At 73.7% G+C, this 21,458-nt stretch carries 13 protein-coding genes; 4 read left to right on the top strand and 9 right to left on the bottom strand.

Features of this window, described 5'->3' with window-relative positions; all coding sequences use genetic code 11:
• Window positions 1-6: 6 nt before the first annotated feature.
• Window positions 7-543 (bottom strand): NUDIX domain-containing protein, encoded by a 537-nt coding sequence (locus tag ACFYU0_RS34930; RefSeq protein WP_389306418.1) that lies wholly within the window; start codon window positions 541-543, stop codon window positions 7-9.
• Between the two features lie 201 nt (window positions 544-744).
• Here ACFYU0_RS34930 and ACFYU0_RS34925 point away from each other — a divergent pair, with 201 nt between their 5' ends.
• The 3 genes from ACFYU0_RS34925 to glpK all read left to right on the top strand — a co-directional run bounded on the left by ACFYU0_RS34925 (window position 745) and on the right by glpK (window position 5,095).
• Window positions 745-2,388, top strand: coding sequence for a GGDEF domain-containing protein (locus tag ACFYU0_RS34925; RefSeq protein ID WP_389306416.1), 1,644 nt, complete (start codon window positions 745-747; stop codon window positions 2,386-2,388).
• A gap of 362 nt (window positions 2,389-2,750) precedes the next feature.
• Complete coding sequence (locus tag ACFYU0_RS34920) at window positions 2,751-3,500, top strand: MIP/aquaporin family protein (RefSeq protein WP_389306414.1); 750 nt, start codon at window positions 2,751-2,753, stop codon at window positions 3,498-3,500.
• 74 nt (window positions 3,501-3,574) lie between these two features.
• Window positions 3,575-5,095, top strand: coding sequence for a glycerol kinase GlpK (gene glpK / locus ACFYU0_RS34915; protein ID WP_389306412.1), 1,521 nt, complete (start codon window positions 3,575-3,577; stop codon window positions 5,093-5,095).
• Window positions 5,096-5,232: 137 nt separating this feature from the next.
• Here the strand turns inward: glpK and ACFYU0_RS34910 are convergent, their stop codons facing one another.
• The 5 genes from ACFYU0_RS34910 to ACFYU0_RS34890 are packed head-to-tail and all read right to left on the bottom strand — an operon-like array spanning window position 5,233 to window position 13,143.
• On the bottom strand, window positions 5,233-5,838 hold the full coding sequence (locus ACFYU0_RS34910) for an ATP/GTP-binding protein (protein WP_389306410.1): 606 nt from the start codon (window positions 5,836-5,838) through the stop codon (window positions 5,233-5,235).
• Window positions 5,819-9,457 carry a hydantoinase B/oxoprolinase family protein gene (locus ACFYU0_RS34905; protein ID WP_389306408.1) on the bottom strand — a complete coding sequence of 1,213 codons (3,639 nt, stop codon included), beginning with the start codon at window positions 9,455-9,457 and terminating at the stop codon, window positions 5,819-5,821. Before ACFYU0_RS34905 ends, ACFYU0_RS34910 begins: the two co-directional genes overlap by 20 nt.
• Before the next feature lie 24 nt (window positions 9,458-9,481).
• A complete protein-coding gene (locus tag ACFYU0_RS34900) occupies window positions 9,482-9,877 on the bottom strand; it encodes a DUF742 domain-containing protein (RefSeq protein ID WP_351663760.1) in 396 nt (131 codons plus the stop codon).
• Window positions 9,878-9,886: 9 nt separating this feature from the next.
• Window positions 9,887-10,321, bottom strand: coding sequence for a roadblock/LC7 domain-containing protein (locus tag ACFYU0_RS34895; protein WP_351663762.1), 435 nt, complete (start codon window positions 10,319-10,321; stop codon window positions 9,887-9,889).
• Entirely contained in the window at window positions 10,318-13,143 is a 2,826-nt protein-coding gene (locus ACFYU0_RS34890; protein ID WP_389306406.1) for a nitrate- and nitrite sensing domain-containing protein, read from the bottom strand. Before ACFYU0_RS34890 ends, ACFYU0_RS34895 begins: the two co-directional genes overlap by 4 nt.
• 418 nt (window positions 13,144-13,561) lie before the next feature.
• On the opposite strand from ACFYU0_RS34890, the gene ACFYU0_RS34885 reads away from it, so the two are divergent.
• Window positions 13,562-14,092 (top strand): hypothetical protein, encoded by a 531-nt coding sequence (locus ACFYU0_RS34885; protein WP_389306430.1) that lies wholly within the window; start codon window positions 13,562-13,564, stop codon window positions 14,090-14,092.
• Window positions 14,093-14,168: 76 nt separating this feature from the next.
• On the opposite strand, the gene ACFYU0_RS34880 is transcribed toward ACFYU0_RS34885, so the two are convergent.
• Genes ACFYU0_RS34880 through ACFYU0_RS34870 form a run of 3 tightly spaced genes read right to left on the bottom strand, consistent with a single transcriptional unit; the run spans window position 14,169 to window position 21,310 of the window.
• A complete protein-coding gene (locus tag ACFYU0_RS34880; protein ID WP_389306404.1) occupies window positions 14,169-18,833 on the bottom strand; it encodes a hypothetical protein in 4,665 nt (1,554 codons plus the stop codon).
• 37 nt (window positions 18,834-18,870) lie between these two features.
• Window positions 18,871-19,749 carry a hypothetical protein gene (locus ACFYU0_RS34875; RefSeq protein ID WP_351663767.1) on the bottom strand — a complete coding sequence of 293 codons (879 nt, stop codon included), beginning with the start codon at window positions 19,747-19,749 and terminating at the stop codon, window positions 18,871-18,873.
• A 34-nt stretch (window positions 19,750-19,783) separates the two neighbouring features.
• The gene (locus ACFYU0_RS34870; protein ID WP_389306401.1) at window positions 19,784-21,310 is read right to left on the bottom strand and encodes a hypothetical protein; all 1,527 of its coding nucleotides are present in this window, start codon (window positions 21,308-21,310) and stop codon (window positions 19,784-19,786) included.
• Between the last annotated feature and the right edge of the window lie 148 nt (window positions 21,311-21,458).

Raw genomic sequence — 21,458 nt, 5'->3', positions numbered from 1 at the left:
GGCGGCTCAGATGTAGCGGCCCTCGAACCAGCCCCGTACGGCAAGGGTGTGCAGCGGGAAGGCGAGTTCCTCGGGTCGGCGCAGGAGGTGCCAGCCCTCGGTCTCGTCCGTGGCGCTGGACTCCGGGAGCCCTTCGGCCGGACGTTCGGGCAGGAGTCCGAACAGCAGCAGGTGTCCGTGGGGCGAGCTCATGGCGTCCACGAGGCGGACGTCCCGGGCGGCGGCGTCGATGCCCGTCTCCTCCTTGAGCTCGCGCACCACGGCCTGTTTCCAGTCCTCCCGGTCGTCGACGTAGCCGCCCGGCAGTGCCGTGCCTCCGCGCGCGGGGGCGACGGTCCGGGTGATGACGACCAGGGCGGTGCCGGTGGTGTCGTAGACGGGCTGGAGCGCCACGGCGACCGGAAGCGGGTTGCGGTAGGCGACGGTGCCGCAGGAGGGGCAGGTGCGCGGCCAGCCCGTCACGCCCTCTCCGTAGGGCGCTCCGCAGCCGGAACAGTGCGAGCCGGGCGCGGAGTTGGCGATGGGATGCTGATTTTCGGACACGCGCGGACTGTATCCGATCAGAGGAGGCACTTCTTCCGGCACTGACGAACAGGAAGCGGAAGTGGAACCAGGCGGCCCGGCCGGGATGCCTCGGAGGTGCCCGCACCGGGCACTCCGCACGCTCCGTGATCACCCGGGAATGCTGCGTGAACGTCTTATGAACTGGGCCTGGGCGCGTTCCGGCAGCGCCATCATGCTCCCGTGCACTCCTGGACGGATACTCTCCGCTTCGCCTTCCAGCCGGTGGTCAATCTGCGGACCGGCGCGGTCACCGCACTGGAGGTGCTCGCCCGCCCGGAGACCGGCGACGTCCTGGCCGAGGCGCGCCGGGACCCCGAGCTCGACGGCAGGCTGGCCGTGCTGGCGCTCCGCGCGGCGGCCCGCAAGGAGACGCTGCTGCCGCTGCACCTCAACGTGTTCGCGGCCACGCTCGCCGACCTCGGCGGCCTCGCCCGGCTGCACGACGCCGTCCGGGCGGAGGGGCGGATGCCCTGGGAGGTGACCCTCGACATCGTGCCGCCCTGCACCCATGTGCCGCAGCGAGCGCTGCTGGAGGCCGTGGGCGGGCTGCGTGAGCAGGGGTTCCGGATCAGCGCGGACGGCATCGGGGACGGGGACGTACCCCTGCGGCTGCTCACCGACCTCTCGCCCGACCTGGTCAAGCTCGACGCCTCGCTGCTGGCACGGCCGGCCGCTGTGCGGTCCATGCGGACCCTGTGCGAGCAACTGGGCGCCCTGGTGGCGGTGGAGGGCGTGGAGACCGAGCTGCAGTGCACGGCCGCGCTGTCGGCCGGCGCGCAGCTCGCCCAGGGCGAGCTGTTCGCGCCGCCGGCCAGGATCCCGGCGGCGGACGTGTACGTTCCGCCCCGCTCCGCCGCGGCCTCGGCCCAGCCCCGGCCGGGCCCGCCGGTACGGGAGTTCGTGCGGCCCGCCGCCGTGCTGCCGGTGACCGCTTCGGCGGGGCAGGTCCGTGCGCTGCTGACCGGTTCACCGGAGGTCTCCGGGGTGCTGCTCGTGGACCAGGCCGGAGTGCCCGTCCGTTCGGTGCACCGCTCCCGCTTCCTGCTGTCGATGTCCGGCCGCTACGGGCACGCCCTGTACGCGGACCGGCCCGCGTACAAGCTGGGCGACGCCCCGCGCGCGGTCGGCGCGGACGCCACCGCCTGGGAGGTGCTGGACGTCGTGGCGGTCGGCGGCAGCGACCGCACCTCGGACGACGTGGCCGTCGTCGACCACGGTGGCCGGTGCGTGGGCGTCGTACGGCTCGCGGACCTGGTACGCGCGCTGGCCGAGACCCGGGTGGAGGAGGCGGCGGGCCTGAACCCGCTCACCCGGCTGCCCGGTTCGGACGCCATCACCGCCGAGGTGGACCGGCGCATCGCCGAGGGGCGGGCGTTCGCGCTCAGCTGGCTCGACATCGACCACTTCAAGCAGGTGAACGACGGTGCCGGTTTCGCCGCGGGTGACGAGCTGATCCGCTCGGTGGGCCGGGCGCTGCAGCAGGCCGCCGCGGGGCACGCGCGCGTGGGCCACATCGGCGGGGACGACTTCCTGGTGCTGACCGACGAGGAGACGCTCGAGCCGCTGGCCACCGCCCTGCTCGACGTTCCCTGGTCGGCGGGCGGCCGCCTGGTCACGCTGTCCCTCTCGACCGTGGTGTGCCGGCCCGGGAGCGTATTCGACCACCGGCAGGCCGCGGCCGCTCTCGCGCCGGTGAAGAAGGCCGCGAAGGCGCTGGCCGGAACGAGTTGGGTGCTCGTGCGCGCGGGACTGCCCGGGCAGGAGGTCCGGCGCGGGGCGGCGCCGGCCCGGGCCGGCCGGGCGGCGGCCGAGCCGCTCGGGTGAACGGCCCGGCCGCACAGGGCCGTTCGGGCCCCCGCCTGCGGGAAGGGCGCCGCCGGAAGTCGCGCCCGTGTGAACGCCGCCATCGTTGCCGTCGGCGACCTTGACGGCCTCCCGGTGCCGGTGAACACTTCCCGGTGTCAGCCGACATCGCCGTACATTCACGGCGTATTCAGGCACTGCGCCGTGGGTTTTTTCCGCGCCCATCGGCCCGCCATCGAGGCGATCCGGCTGCGTCGGCACGCTCGTCACGGACGCCGGGCGGGGCGCGGGGCCCTCCCTGCCTTCGGCTGAAGTCGCCAAGGAACCGTTCCTGCACGGAGGGCCGGGGCCGTTCGCCCCAGGCCGGCGTCAAGGGAGCCGCCATGAGCAACGGAGACATATTCGTCGGCGAAATCATCGGTACCGCGATCCTGATCCTGTTCGGCGCGGGTGTCTGCGCCGCCGTCACCCTCCGGTACTCCAAGGCCCGGGCCTCCGGATGGGTGGTCATCGCGTTCGGCTGGGGATTCGGCGTGCTCGCGGGCGCCTACACCGCCGCGCCCCTGTCCGGCGGGCAGCTCAACCCCGCGGTCACCATCGGCATCGCCGTGGACACCGGCAAGTGGGACAAGGTCTGGGTCTATCTGCTGGGCCAGGTCGTCGGCGCGATGCTCGGCGCCGTCCTCGCCTATCTGGTGTACCTCGCGCAGTTCCAGGCCAACGTCCGCAAGGAGGGCACCACGGAGGGGACCGCCGACGAACCGGTGCCGACGCTGGGCGTCTTCGCGACCATCCCCGAGATCAGGAACCCGGTCGCCAACCTCGTCACCGAGATCATCGCGACGATGTCGCTCGTGCTGCCCGTCCTCGCCTTCGGTCTCACCAAGGGACTCGGCGAGTCCGGCACGACGGTGCTGATCGTCTCACTGCTCGTCGTCGGCATCGGACTGTCCCTCGGCGGCCCCACCGGATACGCCGTCAACCCGGCCCGCGACCTCGGCCCGCGCATCGTGCACACCTTCCTGCCGATCCCGAACAAGGGCACGTCCGACTGGGGTTACTCGTGGATCCCGGTCGTCGGCCCGCTGATCGGCGGCGCGCTCGCGGGCCTCGTCTACAACATCGCCTTCTGACCGGCTGCACGACCACGCACACCGAGCCGCGAAGGCCCGAGCCAGCGACCCGACCCAGCGACCCAGGGACAGCCATGACGGACACCGCCGAGAAGTACGTCGCCGCCATCGACCAGGGCACCACGTCCAGCCGCTGCATCATCTTCGACCACGGTGGCGCGATCGTCGCCGTGGACCAGCGCGAGCACCGCCAGATCTTCCCCAGGCCGGGCTGGGTGGAGCACGACGCCACCGAGATCTGGTCCAAGGTGCAGGCCGTGGTGGCCGGTGCGCTGGCCAAGGCCGGGCTGCGCGCCGACCGGCTCAGCGCGCTCGGCATCACCAACCAGCGGGAGACCACCGTCCTGTGGGACCGGGCCACGGGCAAGCCCGTGCACAACGCCATCGTCTGGCAGGACACCCGTACCGCCGCCCTGTGCCGCGAACTGGGCGGCACCGACGGCCAGGACCGCTTCCGGGAGCCGACCGGACTCCCGCTGGCGAGCTACTTCTCCGGGCCGAAGGCGGCCTGGCTGCTGGACCACGTGCCCGGCCTCAGGCAGCGCGCCGAACGCGGCGAGATCGCCTTCGGCACCATCGACTCGTGGCTGATCTGGAACCTCACCGGCGGCCCGGACGGCGGCCGGCACGTCACGGACGTCACGAACGCCGGCCGCACCATGCTGATGAACCTGAACACGCTCCAGTGGGATCCCGCCATCCTCTCCGCGATGAACGTGCCCGAGGCGGTCCTGCCGGAGATCAGGTCCTCCGCCGAGGTGTACGGCACCGCAGTCGGCCCGCTCGCGGGGGTCCCCGTGGCCTCGGCGCTGGGCGACCAGCAGGCGGCCGTGTTCGGGCAGGCCTGCTACGACGTCGGCACCGCGAAGAACACCTACGGCACCGGCAGTTTCCTGCTCCTCAACACCGGCGACCGGCCCGTGGCGTCCAAGAGCGGGCTGCTGACGACCATGGGCTACAAGATCGGCGGAGAGGCGCCGGTGTACTGCCTGGAGGGGTCCATCGCGATAACGGGCGCGCTGGTCCAGTGGTTCCGCGACCAGCTCGGCATCATCCGGGACGCCGACGAGATCGAGACCCTGGCCGCCGGTGTCGAGGACAACGGCGGCGCCTACATAGTGCCCGCCTTCTCCGGGCTGTTCGCGCCCTACTGGCGCTCCGACGCGCGCGGCGTCGTCACCGGTCTGACCCGCTACGTCACCAAGGCGCACCTCGCGCGCGCGGTGCTGGAGGCGACGAGCTGGCAGACGCGGGAGGTCGTGGACGCCATGTACCAGGACTCCGGGGTACGGATCACGACCCTGAAGGTCGACGGCGGCATGACGAGGAACAACCTGCTCATGCAGCACCAGGCCGACGTGCTCGGGGTTCCGGTGATCCGGCCGCGGGTGTCCGAGACCACGTGCCTGGGAGCCGCCTACGCGGCCGGTCTGGCGACGGGCGTGTGGGACGACCTGGACGAGCTGAAGTCGCACTGGCAGCGGGACGCCGAGTGGACCCCGGCGATGGAGGCGCCGGTGCGCGACCGTGAGTACCGCAACTGGCGCAGAGCGGTGGAGAAGAGCTTCGGCTGGCTCGAGGAGGACGACGTGTAGGGGCGAGGGCGCCCGGCACGCGCGCGTGCGGGACGTGTGAGCACCTCACACGCGCGTCGGGTGTCCGCGGGGACCACGGCCCGTACCCCTGTCGGCGGGGGTACGGGCCGTGCCGTGGACCGAGTGGCGGGGTGCGGTCAGGTGGCGAGGGCCCGGCGACGGCCCGCCGCGTGCCTCATCGCGTGCTGGACGACGCCGATGAGCACTTCCTTGACCGACTCCCGGTCCCGTGCGTCGCACAGCACGACCGGCACGTCCTCGTCCAGGTCGAGGGCCTGCCGCACGGATTCCGCGGGGTAACGGGCCGCACCCTCGAAGCAGTTGACGCCGACGACGAACGGGATCGCGCGGCGTTCGAAGTAGTCGACGGCGGCGAAGCAGTCCTCCAGCCGGCGGGTGTCCGCGAGGACCACGGCACCGAGCGCGCCCTCCGACAGCTCGTCCCACATGAACCAGAACCGTTCCTGTCCGGGTGTCCCGAACAGGTAGAGCACGAGGTCCTCGCGCAGGGTGATGCGGCCGAAGTCCATGGCCACGGTGGTGGTGTGCTTCCCCTCCACGCCGCTGGTGTCGTCGACCGGACGTCCGGCCTCGGTGAGCAGTTCCTCGGTGCGCAGCGGCCTGATCTCGCTGACCGCGCCGACGAGGGTCGTCTTGCCCACCCCGAAGCCGCCGGCCACCAGGATCTTGAGCGTGACGGGCTCGACCGGGGGCTTGCCGCGTTCAGAACGCCCGAAGATCATCCGTCTCTTCTCCTGCTTGATCGGGTTCGGGTGACGGCCGGCCGTAGCCGCCGCCACCGGGGGTTTCGATGACGAGAACGTCGCCCGGGCCCACCTCCGCCGAGCCGCTCCCGCCGAGATCGGTGACCGTGCCGTCGGCGCGTTCCACCCGGTTGGAGCCGAGAGCGCCGGGCTCGCCGCCGGCCATGCCGTACGGCGGCACACGGCGGTGCTGGGAAAGCGTGGAGACCGTCATGGGTTCCAGGAAGCGGATCCGGCGGACGGCGCCGTCGCCGCCGCGCCGGCGCCCGGAACCGCCGCTGCCCCGCCGGACTGCGAACTCCTCGAGCCGTACGGGCAGCCGCCACTCCAGCACCTCGGGGTCGGTGAGCCGCGAGTTGGTCATGTGGGTCTGCACGACGTCGGCTCCGGGGAAGCCGTCGCCCGCGCCGGAGCCGGAGGCGACGGTCTCGTAGTACTGGTGGCGTTCGTTGCCGAAGGTCACGTTGTTCATCGTCCCGGAGCCCTCGGCCTGCACGCCGAGTGCGGCGTAGAGGGCGCCGGTGACGGCCTGGGAGGTCTCCACGTTGCCCGCTACGACGGCGGCGGGCGGCTCGGGGGCGAGCATGGAGCCGGGCGGTACGACGATGTCCAGCGGGCGCAGACAGCCGTCGTTGAGCGGGATGTCGTCGGCGACCAGGGTGCGGAAGACGTAGAGGACGGCCGCGTTGACCACCGACGAGGGGGCGTTGAAGTTGGTGGCGAGCTGAGCGGAGGTGCCGGTGAAGTCGATCGTCGCGCGCCGCTCGGCGCGGTCGACCCGCACACGGACGCGGATGACGGCGCCGGAGTCCGTCTCGTAGGCGTACTCCCCGTCGTCCAGGGCGTCGACGACCCGGCGGACCGCTTCCTCCGCGTTGTCCTGGACGTGCCGCATGTAGGCCTGGACGACGTCGAGACCGAACTCGTCGATCATGCGGCGCACCTCGTCGACGCCCTTGCGGTTGGCGGCGATCTGCGCGCGCAGGTCGGCGAGGTTGGTGCGGACGTTACGGGAGGGGCAGGGCGCCTCGGTGAGCAGGCGGCGGGTCTCCTCCTCGCGGAACCGGCCGTCCTGCGCGAGCAGCCAGTTGTCGAAGAGGACGCCCTCCTCGTCGATGGTCCGGCTGTGGGCGGGCATGGAGCCGGGGGCGATGCCGCCGATCTCGGCGTGGTGGCCGCGGGAGGCGACGTAGAAGAGGATCTCCGGCTCACTCCGCGTGACCGTGGCCTCCTCGGTGTCGAAGACCGGGGTGATCACGGTGACGTCGGGCAGGTGGGTGCCGCCGTGGTACGGGTCGTTGACGGCGTAGGTGTCACCGGGGCGCATGGAGGCGCCGCGGCGGCGGATGACCTCTTGGACGCTGGTGCCCATGGAGCCCAGGTGGACGGGGATGTGGGGCGCGTTGGCCACCAGGTTCCCGCTCGGGTCGAACAGGGCGCAGGAGAAGTCCAGCCGCTCCTTGATGTTGACGGACTGGGCCGTGGACTCCAGCCGGGCGCCCATCTGTTCGGCGATCGACATGAAGAGGTTGTTGAAGACCTCGAGCAGGACGGGGTCCACTTTCGTGTCGAGATCGGAACTCTCCGTAATCGCCGTGCGTTCCATGACCAGATGCCCGTCGTCTCCGGCCGCGGCCCGCCAGCCGTCGTCGACGACGGTCGTCGCGCCGGGCTCGGTGATGATCGCCGGTCCGGTGACGGTCTCGCCGGGAGGAAGGGCCTCCCGGCGGTGGAGGGGTACGTCGTGCCAGGCGCCGCCGGTGTGCAGCCGGACGGTTCGCGGTGCGGCGCGGCGGCCTTCGTAAGGGGCGAGGGCGGAGAGGTCGGGGGGTGCGGTGATGCCGGTGGCTTCGACGGAGAGGGCTTCGACGACGATCGGGCGGTCGAGGGTGAAGGAGTACGTGGCGCGATGACGTTCTTCGAAGGCGTGGGTCATGGTGCCGGGGTCGGTCAGCTCGACGGTGAGGGTGGTGTCGGTGCCGTCGTAGCGGAGCTGGGCGCGCCGGGTGACCTCGACGCGGTCGTCCGGTACGTCCTCGGCGCGCAGTTCGGCGCGGGCGGCGCTCTCCAGGGCGTCCGCCGTCTCGCGGACGCCCGGCATCGAGGCGGCCTCCAGGGGCGCCTCGACCGACTGTTCGCGCATGGCCGTGGTGTCGGCGAGGCCGATGCCGAGCGCGGAGAGCACACCGGCCATGGGGGGTACGAGGACGGTGCGGATCCCCAGGGAGTCGGCGACCCGGCACGCGTGCTGGCCGCCCGCTCCGCCGAACGTGGTCAGGGCGTAGCGGGTGACGTCGTGGCCCTTCTGGACGGAGATCCGTTTCACGGCGTTGGCGATGTTGGCGACGGCGATCCGCAGGTAGCCCTCGGCCACCTGCTCGGGCGTGCGGTCGTCGCCGGTGCGCTCACGGATCTCGTGGGCGAGGGCGGTGAAGCGGTCGCGGACGACGGCGTCGTCGAGGGGCTGGCCGCCGTCCGGGCCGAACACGGCGGGGAAGTGGGCGGGCGGGATCCGGCCGAGCATCACGTTGGCGTCGGTGACGGTGAGCGGGCCGCCAGCGCGGTAGCAGGCGGGCCCGGGGGCGGCGCCGGCCGAGTCGGGGCCGACGCGGTAGCGGGAGCCGTCGAAGTGGAGCACGGAGCCGCCGCCGGCGGCGACGGTGTGGATGTCCAGCATCGGGGCGCGCAGCCGGACGCCGGCGATCCGGGCGGTGAAGACGCGTTCGTAAGCGCCGGCGAAGTGGGAGACGTCGGTGGAGGTGCCGCCCATGTCGAAGCCGATGACGCGGTCGAAACCGGCCCGCTGCGACATGCGCGCCATGCCCACGATGCCGCCGGCCGGTCCGGACAGGACGGCGTCCTTGCCGCGGAACTGTCCGGCCTCCGTGAGTCCGCCGTTGGACTGCATGAACATCAGCCGTACATCGCGCAGTTCGTCGGCGACGTGGCGCACGTAGCGGCGCAGCACCGGGGACAGGTAGGCGTCGACGACGGCGGTGTCACCGCGCGGGACCAGCTTCATCAGCGGGCTGGTCTCGCTGGACAGGGAGATCTGCGGGAAACCGGTGCGCGCGGCGAGGTCGCCGATCGCGCGTTCGTGGGCGGGGTGCAGATGGCTGTGCAGGCAGACGACGGCCACCGCGCGGATCCCGTCGTCGTACGCCTGGCGGAGCGGTCCCGCGAGCGCCTCGAGGTCGGGGGCGCGCAGCACGGTCCCGTCGGCGGCGATGCGTTCGTCGGCCTCGATGACCCGCTCGTACAGCATCCCGGGCAACCGGATGTGGCGGGCGAAGATGGCGGGGCGGTTCTGGTAGGCGATGCGCAGCGCGTCGCGGAAGCCGCGGGTGATCACCAGCAGGGTGCGCTCGCCCTTGCGTTCCAGCAGTGCGTTCGTGGCGACGGTGGTGCCCATGCGTACGGCGTCGACGGGCTCCTGGGAGCCGTGCAGCAGTTCCCGGACGCCCGCGACCGCCGCGTCGGCGTACCGTTCGGGGTTGTCGGACAGCAGCTTGTGCGTGAGCAGCCGGCCGTCCGGGCGGCGCGCGACGATGTCGGTGAAGGTGCCGCCTCGGTCGACCCAGAACTGCCAGCCAGTCACGTCGTCACTCCGCATCCGCGCCGGTCACAGGGCCCGGAGGCCGTTGATCACGTCGCGCAGAATACTCTCGTCCGGCAGCTCGGCCGGGGGTACCGGACGCGTCACATGGACGAGTTCCGCGTCCACGAGGTCCCCGATCAGGACGCGCACGACGCCGACCGGCAGGTTCAGTTCCGCCGCGATCTCGGCGACGGACTGCGGCGCCCCGGCGCAGAGCCCGACGATCTCCACGTGCTCGGGGGCGAGCGTCGGGTCCGTATCCGGGTCCTCCGCGCCCGGTTCGGTGACGACCACCGCGATCAGATCGAGGCGGTGCTGGCCGGCGCTCGTGGTGCGGCCGCGCGTCATGGCGTACGGGCGGACGACCGGTCCGGCCTCGTCGTCGAACCAGTGGCTGCTTCCCTGACCGTCTCCGCTCATGTCATCCCACTACCCGCCTGCGGGCAGATCGGTGCGCGGCGCGGTGATCAGGTGCACGCCTACCCGCTTGACCAGCAGTGTCATCTCGTAGGCGACCTGCCCGACGTCGGAGTCGGCGTCGGAGAGGACGGCGAGGCAGCTGCCGTCGCCGGCGGCGGTGACGAACAGGAACGCGTCGTCGAGCTCGACCATGGTCTGCCGGACGCTGCCCGCCTCGAAGTGGCGGCCCACGCCCTTGGCGAGGCTGTGGAAGCCGGAGGCGACGGCGGCCAGGTGCTCGCTGTCCTCGCGGGTCAGGTCCTTGGACACCCCTGTGGGCAGCCCGTCCCCGGAGAGCACGACGGCCTTGCGGATGCTGGCGACCCGGTCGACGAGGTCGTCCAGGAGCCAGTTCAGCTCGCCCTTGTTCGGCTCCGTCTGGCCGGTGGCCTTCGGTGCGGTCATCGACCGTCCCCCTTAGTCGTTCCTTGTGCTGTGCCATTGCGTTGGTCGTCGCCCGAGGCGTTCTCCTCACGGCCGCGCTGCCAGCCCCGTTGCAGTGAGGCCATCCGGTCGCGGACCTCGTCGGCGTCGCGGTCGGCGGGCTCCTCGGCGTGCTCGGGGCGCCGAGGGGGTTCTTGCTTCAGCTGCGGGGCCAGGCTGGCCTGCCGGACACGCCGGGGCAGCGGACCGGTGCCGGACGCGGGCTCCGGGGCCGGGCCGTCCGCGGGCGGGGTGGCCTCGCCCCGGCCGCGGCCCGAGGCTGCCGACGCGGGCCGGGTCCGCCGGGGCAGCGCCGGGGCCCCGGAGGGCTGTTCCTCGCCGTCGCCCGCACGGGCCGTCTGCTCGGCCGTGCGGTCGGGAAGAGCGGGGGTCCGCCGGACCGCCGTGCCACGCCGGCGGGCGGGAAGCGGGGCCGGTCCCACGGCGTCGGGGCGGCGCGGGCCCGGAGTGATCCGGTCGTCGGGGTCGTCGCGCCGGGCGCGTTGCTCGGCGACGGGCCGGCCATGCGAGCTGACCAGCTTGGGCGTCTGGCGCCGCGGCAGCGGCACGGGGCCGCCGGTGCGGTCGGGGTCCGGGCTGTCGGCGCCGTGCGGGGGGACCGGCCGGTGCGGCCCGTCCGGTCGTGCGGTCCGGCGCTCCTCCTGGTCGCGGGTGCGGCGGGAGCGGAACAGGCCGCCGCGCACGCTCTCCTCGTCCGTCAGGGCGCCGGGGAAGTCGTCGATGGTGTCCAGGTCCACCGGCCCCTCGAGTTCGACCGGTCCGTCCAGCAGGGAGGTCGGCAGGCCGGGGAGCTGTACGGGGGCCTGGGAGCGAGCGGGGCCTAGGCCCACGGCCTGTCCGGTGTCCTTCGCCGGGCGGTCGAGGCGGAAGCCGATGCCATTGGTGTCGGGGACGTCGTCGGACAGCAGCAGGTCGGGGATGAAGACGACGGCGGTGGTGCCGCCGTAGGGCGACGGCTGCAGGGAGACCCGGACGTTCTGGCGCTGGGCCAGGCGGCTGACCACGAACAGGCCCAGCCGGTCCGTGTCCGAGAGCTCGAACTCGGGTGTCTCGGCGAGCCGGAGGTTGGCGTCCAGCAGTGCCTCGGCGGTCATGCCGAGACCCCGGTCGTGGATCTCCAGGGTGAAGCCGTTCGCGACCCGTTCGCCGAGGACCTGGACGGCGGTGTGCGGCGGCGAGAAGACCGTGGCGTTCTCGAGGAGTTCGGCCACCAGGTGTGTGACGTCGGCGACGGCCGGGCCGGTGACGGCGACCCGCGCCAGGCGCCGGACCTCGATGCGCTCGTAGTCCTCCACCTCGGCGACCGCGGCCCGGACGATGTCCATGAGCTGCACGGGGCGGCGCCACTGCCGCGACGGCGCCGCGCCGGAGAGGATCACCAGGCCCTCGGCGTGCCGGCGCATGCGGGTGGTGAGGTGGTCCAGCCGGAACAGGTCGGCGAGTTCGTCGGTGTCCTCGGTCCTGCGCTCCATGGTGTCGAGCAGAGTGAGCTGCTTGTGCAGCAGGACCTGGCTGCGGCGGGCGAGGTTCACGAACACCTCGGAGACGCCGGACCGCAGTTCGGCCTGCTTCACCGCGGCCTCGACGGCGGCGCGCTGCAGGGTGTTGAGCGCCTGGCCGACCTCGCCGATCTCGTTCCTGTCGTACTCCAGGCGTGGCACCTCGGTCTCCACGTCCACCTGTTCACCGGCCGAGAGGCGGCGCATCACGCTCGGCAGCCGCACCCCGGACGCCTCGTGCGCGTCCAGGCGCAGCTTGCGCAGGTCCCGCACGAGGCCCCGGCCGACGCGCACGGACAGGACGAGGGACACGAGGAGGGCGACGAGGCCGAGGACGCCCGCGACGGCCGCCTGCACGATCACGCCGACCGCCACGGGCCGCATCCGGTCCTGGAACCGGTCGCCGGCCTGGTCGTCGAGGGTGCCTAGCTCGTCGAGGACGCCGGCCGCGGTGGAGTCCCAGCTCCGGGCGGTGACGCCGCGCGGGGTTCCGGGGCCGCTGCCCGTGACGGACTGCTCGGCCGCCAGCAGCGGTGCCGTGGTGGCGTTCTCCCAGAAGCGTTCGTACCGGTCGCGTTCCGCGGCGGGGAGCAGTGGCAGGCTGATGTCGTAGAGCAGGTCGCGCTGGGCGACGAGGTCGGAGACAAGGCGGGTCTCGTCGCGGGAGACCTTGCCGACGACCAGCGCGGAACCGAGCAACGCGTCCTCCCGGGAGAGGAGTTCGCGGGCGCGGGTGAGGTTGACGAGGGCACGGGCCTGCTCGTTCATCTCGACGCTGTCGATGCCGTCGAGGGATGCCAGCAAGGTGTAGCAGGGGTCGACGAGGCGGTTGTAGCGGTCGAAGGCCTGGGCCCGGCTGACCGTGCGCGCCTCGACGCCGCGGCGCAGGGCGTCGAGTCCGTCGAAGGCGTCCAGGACCGTGGTCAGACGCTCGCCGTCGTCCCCGTCCATGCCGTCGAGGACGTCCTGGTCCCGGGCGTGCCCGCGGACCTCGGCGAGGGACCGGTCGGTCGCGGTGCGGGTGCGCTGGAGCGCCGACAGGGCGTCGGCCGCACGCGGGTCGGCGAGGTAGACGAGGGTCTGGCGGCGTTCCTGCTGGAGGCCGCGGGCGGCGTCCTCGACGGGGTAACCGACGTCCCGCACGATGTCGGACACGCTGAAGAGCCGGGTGACCTCACGTCCTGTGAGCACCGTGGCGAAGCCCCAGACGGCGGTCAGGGACACCAGCGGCACGAGAAGCAGCGCCACGATCTTCCGGCGGATCGACTTCCCGCGAAAGCGCATGGCCTCCCCCAGCTCGACCCCCGCGGGCCGGGGGTACACATGTGCGTCAACAAACGGCGCGAGCCTACTACCGCCGCACAGATAACTCGAAGACGCGTGTGCCAGGCGAACTGCCGCATCGGCTACGGGAGATGGCGAGTTGTCCGGGCATTGCGGGACTTTGCGCCCGGTGTACGGGGGCCGGTGACCGGACCGGCCGGAGGAGTACGGACAACGGGTTGGCCGGAAGTTTTCGCCGGTGGGAATCTTCGCGGCTCGTCACTCGTCTTTCCTGATGGGAAATGGGGGCGGAATCGGACGCAGGAGCCGCATCCCGCATCCCGGCGGCGTAAAAGTGCGCAAGCCGGGCAGCCAGTGGGAGTCGGCGTCTTCGGACATCAGGGCAAGGGGCCTGCCGGCGGTGGGGAGTGACACGGTGATGGGCACGGCGGAGCGGCGCGGGGCGACCGCGGAGAGCGTGGCGGAGCGACCGTCGGTGCGGCGGCACCCGGAAGCGTCGGATCGGGACATTCCGGCGCAGGGGCACGCCGAGGAGTCCACCGGCGAATTCAGGCAGCAGGAGCGGCAGTTGTGGGTCGAGGAGCCCGCGCGGCGACGCAGGCTGCCCGACCCGGTGCGTACGGCGGCGGTGCGGGCGGTGCTGATCGCCTCGGTGACGCTGATCCAGGCGGTGGTGGCGTTCCTGTGCACGATGGCCGACTCCTGGCTGGCCTTCCCGATGGTGATCAGCAGCGTGGTCAGCACGATCGTCGCCACCTGGGGCGTGGCCGACGTCTGGGTGACCCGTCAGGTGTGGAACCAGCGGTACGGCGTCGTCTCCGAGCCGAGCAGCACGGCCCGGGCGCTGCGCCGTGAGCGCCGGTCCCGCCGGCGGCAGGAGCGCGCCACCCTGCGGGAGCAGGCTCGCATACGCCGGCGGGGCGGCGCCGGGCAGCTGTCGCACCCCTGACCGAGCCGGCCGGACGGGAGGCCCGGCCCGGCCGGCTCCCCGGCTCGGCCCGTACTCGCGAGCCTCCGGGCCTGGATCAGGAGGTCGCGGAGGCCGGCCGCCTGAACATGCGGGTCGCCGTGATCTCGCTGCGCACCTCGTCCCCGGCCTGCGGCTGCTGCGGCAGGCCGGGCCGGAGGTGCTCCTCGACGCTGATGTACTTCAGGCCCGCCCTGAGGTCGGCGTCGTTGCGGAGCCGGATGACCAGCGGGAACTCGGCCAGCGCGGTCGTGTCGAACAGGCCGGTGGTGTACAGGAGCTGCACGCCCAGCGCGTCGGACACCGCCCGCTGGAGCTCCAGCAGGTAGGTGGCGTTGGCGCGGCCGATCGGGTTGTCGAGGAACAGCGTCCCCGCGTGCCGGTGCTTGTCCCGGCCCCGGTCGTTGGAGCGCAGGGCGGCCATCGTGCAGTACAGGGCGATGGCGGCGGTGAGGAGCTGCCCGCCGGAGAACACGTCGCCCATCTGGCCGACGGGGACGCGTTCGGCGCGGAGCACCGCGTCCGGCTTGAGGATCTCCACGGCAACGCCCCTGGGCTGCAGCGCGGCCGCCACTCCGCGCAGCAGCAGCGACATGCCGTCGCGCCGCATGTCGGAGTTCTTCTTCACGGCCGCGCGCGTGGCCTCGTCGATGACGTCGCCGAGCCGTTCGGTGAGCGTCGCCTGGTCGGGCTCCTCGAAACGGATGCGCAGGAACTCCTGTCCCGACCACTCGCCGAGCCCTTCGGGGAGACGGGAGAGCCGCTGGGCGGAGCGCAGGGTGGCCAGAGCCGACTCGACCAGCCCGCGGAGCCGGTCGACGATCGAGTCCCGGTTGCGCTCCAACTGGGCCAGTTCGTCGGTGAGGACCCGCAGCCGGGGCGCGAAGGCGGCTGCCCACTTCTGGGCGTGCTCGGGCAGCGCGGAGGCGGGCAGCTCGCGGATCTGCTGCCGGGCGGGGGTGCGCACCTGCTCGTACCGGGTGGAGTTGGCGTGCCGCACGAGCACGTCGCTCGCCTCGCGCACGGCCGCCTCGGCGGCGGACAGGTCGGCCGCGCAGCCGCGCAGTGAGCGGCGGACCTCTGCGGCCGCGTGCCGGGCCTCCTCCAGAGTGCCGGGGTAGGGCTCGGGCTCCTCCTGCTCCTCTTCGGCGGTGTGCTCGCGCAGCAGGTCGCGGAGCATCACGGCGATCTCGTCGAAGTCGCCGGCCGCGTCCTCGGCGGCCCGGTGGGCCTCCAGCAGCTCGGTGTGCGCGTCCCGGGCCTCGGCCAGCGCCTCGGTGCGGGCGGCGAGTTCGGCCGTGGCGGTGCGCAGCAGGGCCTGGGCGTGCTCGGCGTCGCGCGGGGTGAGTTCCGCGGACAGCTCGGTGTGCGCCGCGCCCTCCTCGGGGGCGTGCCGCTCGGCCTCGCCGCGCAGCCGGCCGAGCTGCTCGCTCGCGGTGGACATCCGGGTCTCCAGGAGCTGCACCAGCTCCTCCGCACGTGCGGCGGCCGCCTGCCGGGAGGGGCCGTCGGAGCCGTCCGGCGATTGGAGCAGTTGCTCGGCGCGGCTGCGGACCTTGTTGCTGAGGCGGTCGAGTTCGGCGCGGGCGGCGCTCTCGTCGCTCTCCGCGCGGGCCTGCTCGGCCCGCAGGTCGGCGCCGACGCCGACCTTCTCGTACACCTGGGAGGCGGCTCGGTACGCCTCGCGCAGGGCGGGCAGCGAGGCCTCGGGGTCATCGGAGTCCGCCGCCGGCACGTCGTCGGGTGCGCCGGCGATCTCGGCGCGTTCGGCGCGCAGCGCACGCGCGGTGCGGCGGGCGTCGTCGGCGGCCCGCTGGACGGCGCGGCGGTCCTCGTCGGCGGCGCGGGCGCGCTCCAGGCAGGCCTGGGCGCGGGCCTCCGACTCGGCTGCCTCGTCGGCGAGTTCGCGGAGCCTGACCTGCCAGCCGGCGCGCTCGCGCAGCCGGAAGGCGAGCCCGGCGAGGGCGTCGGCGGCGCGCCGGGCCCGCTGCGCGGCCTCCTGCCGCTCGTCGCGGACCTGCGTGGCTTCGGCGGCGGTCTCGTCGGCCTCCGCGCGGGCGGTGCGTGCCTCGGCGAGTTCGGCCTCGCTCTCCTCGGCGAACGCGCGGGCCTCCTGCGCCGCCGCGCTCAGCTCGGTCAGCCGTCCGGCCGGGCAGCCGGTGCGCCAGGAGGCGAGGCGGGCCGACAGCTCGCGGTCGCGGCCGAGCCGGGCGGCGAGCGCGCGGATCTCCTCGTCGCGCTCGGCGGCCCGTGCGCGCAGGGCCTGCCGCTCCTCGTCCGCCGCGTGCTCGTCGTGCATGGCGGGGTTCGGCGGCACGAGGAAGACGTCGCCGGAGGTGGCGCCGGGCGCCGGCGTCGGGGCCAGCAGGGCCGCCGCCGTGCCGACCGCCACGGCGGAGCGGGGCAGCAGGGCGGCGTCGCCGAGCGCCTCGCGGGCACGCGCGTGCGTGGCGGGGTCGGTGATGATCACACCGTCGACCAGTTCGGGGCGGGCGGCGAGCACGCGCGCGTGGTCGGCGGAGTCGACGGCCTGGGCGAGGTAGCGCCATCCGGGCAGCGCGGGGATGCCGTGCTCCCCGAGGAACTCGACGGTGGCCAGCACGTCCGGCCCGGGCGGCAGCAGTCCGCCGTCGCCCAGGGCGCCGAGGATGCGGGCGTCGTCGGCGGCGGCCGTACGCAGTTCGAACAGGTGCCGTTCGGCGGCCGATACGGCGTCGTCGAGGAGTTCGCGCAGCTCGTCCGCGAAGCGGTCGAGTTCCTCGGGGCCCATCGTGCCCTCGGCGCGCGGACGGGTTGCCGCCGGTTCCGCCGTCCGCACCGACGGTCCGTCGGTCTCGCTCCTGGGCGCCGGCACCCCGGGGCGGGCCGCTCCGGAAGCGGCCGGCAGGCTCAGCAGCTCGGCGAGCCGGTCCTCGGCGGCCAGCGTCTCGGCGAGGCGCCGCTCGGCGTCGTAGGCGCGCTCGGCGGCGGTCGCGGCGTCCGCCGCTCGGGCCGCCGTCAGCTCGGCGCGCGCCTCGGCGGAGGCCGCCTCACGGGCGTGCTCGGTGGCCTTGCGGGCGGCCTCACGGGCCGCGTCCCAGGCGGCGACCGCGGTCTTCTCGGCGTCGCTCGCGGCGAGCGCGGCGCGGGCCGGGTCGGCGTCCGGCGCGCTGTCGTCGAGCCAGCCCGCGCGCACCGCCTCGGCCGTCTCCTGCTCGACCTCGGCGAGGCGCTGGCGCAGGTGCCCGGCCTCGCTGCGGGCCCGCTGGCCCTCGGTGGCGGCGGCGGTGGAGTCGCGGTAGCCGCTCTCACCGATCTCCTGGAGGGCCGCCGAGCGCTCCTCCCCCTCGTTGGCGAGGCTCTCGGCACTCTCGGCGGCCGCGTGCAGGGCGCGGACGAGGTCCACGGCGGCCTTGGCGCGGGCGGCCAGCGCGGGGGCGGCGTCCCGCTCCGCCTCCTGGATGGCGGCGGACACGCGCGTGACCCGGTCGGCGGCGGCGCGGTGCCGCAGCACGGCCTCGGCGGCCTGCCAGGCGGAGTGCAGGGTGCGCGCGTCGGCCAGTTCGCGCTTCTGCGCGGCGGCGGCCTTCTCGGCGGCGGCGAGCGCCAGGGACGCGTGCCGGTAGGCGAGTTCGGCGGCGACGAGCGAGCTGCGCTCGCGGGCCCCCTCGGAGTGCGTGACGGCGTAGGCGGCGGCCGTGACGCGCTGCGCCAGGTCGGCGGCGCGCACCCGCTCCCGCACGGCCCTCGCGGACAGCCGCCGGGCCAGGGTGCGGGTGCGGCGTTCGGCGCCGGCGTGCACGTCACGCGTGCGTGAGCGCGTCTCGGCGGCCTCGACGATCCTCCCGAGCAGGTCGACGGAGCCCGCGGTGAAGTCCCGCTCGGCGGTCAGCTCGGCCCGCCGGCCGAGTTTGTCGCCGAAGCCGCTGACCAGGTCGGCGAGGCCGTCGGTGTCCCGGGTGTCGGTGACCGCGCGGAGCAGCAGGTCGGTGAAGTCGGAGTCCTTCTTGACCGCGAAGAGACCCGCCGCCTCGCCCTCGTCGGCGTTCATCTCCCGCTGGTAGCGGAAGAGTTCGGGGTCGAGGCCGAGGTCGCCGAGGTGCTCGATCCAGCGGTCGTGGATCTCCTCCCAGTGCACTTCGAGGTGGGGGTAGGCCTTGCCGGACTCGGTGAGGGCGTCGCGGAAGCCCTTCATGGTGCGGCGCCGGCCCTGGGCGCCCGAGCTGCCCTCGACGGGCGGCCGGACCGCGGTGGACTCGGCGACGGGCAGGTTGTCCAGACTGAGGCCGGGGCCGGGCCGGAAGGAGTACCAGGCCTCGGCGAACTTCCGCGGGTCGCTGGAGACCTGGCGTCCGCGCCACTCGCTGACCTTGCCGACGACGACGCACTCGCCGGTCTGCACGTGCTGCCACTCCAGCGCCACGTGCCCGCAGTCGTCGGCGAGCAGGAACTTGCGCAGCACGCCGGAGCTGGCGCCGCCGAGGGTGTTGCGGTGGCCGGGCAGCATCACCGAGAAGATCAGCTTGAGCAGGACGGACTTGCCGCCGCCGTTCTCCAGGAAGAGCACGCCCGCGGGCGCGGGCCGGCGCGGCGGGCCGGAGGGCTCCTCGGCGAAGAACTCCGCCTGCGTGGGCGCGGGGTCGGGCACGGGCCCGCCCACGCCCCGCAGGTCGAGCACGGTGTCGGCGTAGCGCGCACCGGCCGGCCCGATGGAGTAGAGGCGGACCCGGGACAGCTCGTACATGGCGGACTCTCGTAAGTCTGGTCAGGAAGGCGGTGGATCAGGAGTGGAACGGGAGCCCGGCGTCGGCCACCAGGTCCAGGTCCTCGGTGTCCTCGGCGGGCAGCAGGCTGGCCGAGCCGTCGGTGACCGGGACGACGCCCAGCTCCAGCAGCTCGGCCATCGCGGCGCCGCCGGCCAGGTCGCGCACCTGGAGCTGGTAGCGCGCCGTGGTGCGGTAGGTGCCGCCGTGGTCGTCCCCGGTGCGCTGCAGGAAGCCGGATTCGGTGAGGAAGGCTGCGGCTTTGGCGACGATGCCCGTGGTCGAGGCGGCCGGCCGGCGCGCGTCCTTGGTGGCGCCGGTCGCGCTGCGCCGGGCCCAGATCCGCCAGGCGGCCTCCAGACCGGGCGCGTCGGTGGCCGGGTCGGTGTTCTCGCCGCGTTCCTCGGCCCGCTCCTCCAGGCGGCGGCAGGCCTGCCGTACGAAGGCGTCGACGCCGTTGACGGTGATCCGGCCGATGTAGGAGTCGTCGGCCAGATCCTCCGGGCGCGGGAACGCCAGGGCGGCGACGGCCAGGTGGGCCAGGCCGTGCAGGAAGCGGTCCCCGGAGTCGGCGGCGGTGCGACGCGCGTAGTCACCCATGCGGACGGCGAACACCGAGTCCTCGGCGGCGGTCACGGCCATGCCCGCGCGGGGGGACACCTCCAGCACGATCAGGCCGAGGCCGGCGGCGACGGCGTCGGCCAGGCGCGCGAACGCCGGTTCCTCGCGGTAGCGGCGCAGCAGATCGGTGTACTCCTGGTCGCGGGCGGGCTGCAGTCTGGGCTGCAGCCCGAAGGCGACGAGCCGCGCCGCGTCGGCGGCGTCGGCGGGGGTGACGGCGGCGGACGCCGACGGGGCCGGGGCCTGCGTGTCACTCCACTCGACGTGCTCGGTCACGGTCTGGGCTCCTTGTCGCGGTCTCGCTGCTCACTCATGCTGCTTCCGTCCGGTCGGCGGCCATTCCCGCCGCGTCCAGCAGCGCCGTTCCGACGATCAGGTCGGCCCCGCCGAACTCGGGATCGTCCAGTTCGGTCCCGTCGTCGACGGCGAACAGCAGTCTCTGCTCGCCCTGCCGGTAGGCGGTGCCGACCGCGGGGCTGGCCGCGTGCACGGCCAGCAGCGCCACCAGGTAGGGCAGTTCGGGGTCCTGTCCGCGCGCCTCGGCCAGCAGCCCGGACAGTCGGCGCGGGGCGTCCGCCGGCAGGTCCAGCAGCTCCATGGCGGCGGCGAGCTGCTCCTCGCTGAACCGGCTGTCGTCCGGTGTGGCGATCAGGTCGGGCTCGGGCATCTCCGCGCCGAGGTGCTCCCGTTCCACCGGCGGCGTCAGCAGTATGTCCACGAGGTCGCCGACCCGCACCGACACCGGGGTGCGCAGTCCGGTGGCGTGGACGAAGAAGGCGTCCGTGACGCGCACCGCACGCTCCAGCGGCAGCGGCAGCGCCGGAGCGAGGAGGTGGCCGTACAGGTCGGTCCCGGACGTGGACGCGGCCGGGGCGAACGCCTGTCTGTCCTGTTCGGCGCGGAACAGCGGGCCCGCTTCCAGCAGCCGGGACTGAAGCTGGGTGTGCCGGCGGATGCAGTCCTTGACGATGTCCACCAGCTCGGCCGCGCGGCGCTTGTTGCCGGGGTCCTCGGTCTCGTCGCGGGCCTTGCGGATGTTGGTGAGGATGGCGTTCTCGTGCCGGTAGCGGTCGGCCACGTGGTCGAGGGCCTCGGCGATCATGTCGGGCACGGCGTTCAGCCAGTCGACCGCGCGGACGTTGCGCCGGGTGGCCTCCAGCGCGCGGCGCAGGGTCTCCGAGTACTGCACGGTGCGGTAGCGGGCCTGCTCGGCGGCGAGCTGGGCGTCGGCGAGGCGGCCGCGGTTGATCAGCACCTCGAGCTTGACCTCGGCGGCGATCTGGGCGCTGGTGACGTCGGTGTCCAGGGCGCCGACGAGGACGTTGACCGCCTCGTCGGTGGTGCGCAGGTAGACCGTGCCGCCGGGGCCGGGGACCTCCTCGATCAGCTTGAAGTCGTAGTCGCGGCGGACGTAGGTGCCGTCCGGCGCGAACGTGCCGTACACCGCGCGGAAGCCGCGATCCACGCTGCCGACGTTGATCAGGTTCTCCAGGACCCAGCGGGCCACGCGCTCGTGCTCGGCGGTGGGCCGGTGCGGGGCCTGGGCGGCGATGCGCGGGACGAGCCGGGCCACGATCTGCTCGTGGTCGGCGCCCGTGTCGAAGTCCATGTTCAGCGTGACCAGGTCGATGGCGGACAGGGCCACCTCGGCCATCCCGTACACCGAGTACTCGCCGGCGAGGTTGGCCTTGCGCGCGTCGAGGTCGTGCAGCGGCGCCGTGCAGGCGAGCGCGCGCAGCCGCCGCGCCAGCCCCTCGTCGGCGGCCGGGCCCGGCGCCGGGCGCGGCCCCGCGCTGAGCTGGGGCGGAACGCTGTCCGTCGATGCAGGCGAAGTCACGGTGCACAGACTAGGTCCTCGGTCTGACAACGACCCAAACGACGCAGAAGCGACGGCCGTCACAGACGCTCGACGGGTGCGGATGACAGCACCGCGCGCCACGGGCTCCCGGCGTCACCAGGACTCGTCGGGCTCCCGGCGCCGACAG

This window comes from Streptomyces sp. NPDC003720 (genome assembly GCF_042875075.1).
Taxonomy (GTDB): Bacteria; Actinomycetota; Actinomycetes; order Streptomycetales; family Streptomycetaceae; genus Streptomyces.
This window is presented reverse-complemented; position numbering and strand designations above follow the sequence as displayed.

Coding starts and splice junctions, on each gene's coding strand:
- ACFYU0_RS34920 (WP_389306414.1), top strand. CDS start 2,751: ATGAGCAACGGAGACATATTCGTCGGCGAAATCATCGGTACCGCGATC.
- glpK (WP_389306412.1), top strand. CDS start 3,575: ATGACGGACACCGCCGAGAAGTACGTCGCCGCCATCGACCAGGGCACC.
- ACFYU0_RS34910 (WP_389306410.1), bottom strand. CDS start 5,838: ATGATCTTCGGGCGTTCTGAACGCGGCAAGCCCCCGGTCGAGCCCGTC.
- ACFYU0_RS34900 (WP_351663760.1), bottom strand. CDS start 9,877: ATGAGCGGAGACGGTCAGGGAAGCAGCCACTGGTTCGACGACGAGGCC.
- ACFYU0_RS34895 (WP_351663762.1), bottom strand. CDS start 10,321: ATGACCGCACCGAAGGCCACCGGCCAGACGGAGCCGAACAAGGGCGAG.
- ACFYU0_RS34890 (WP_389306406.1), bottom strand. CDS start 13,143: ATGCGCTTTCGCGGGAAGTCGATCCGCCGGAAGATCGTGGCGCTGCTT.
- ACFYU0_RS34885 (WP_389306430.1), top strand. CDS start 13,562: ATGGGCACGGCGGAGCGGCGCGGGGCGACCGCGGAGAGCGTGGCGGAG.
- ACFYU0_RS34880 (WP_389306404.1), bottom strand. CDS start 18,833: ATGTACGAGCTGTCCCGGGTCCGCCTCTACTCCATCGGGCCGGCCGGT.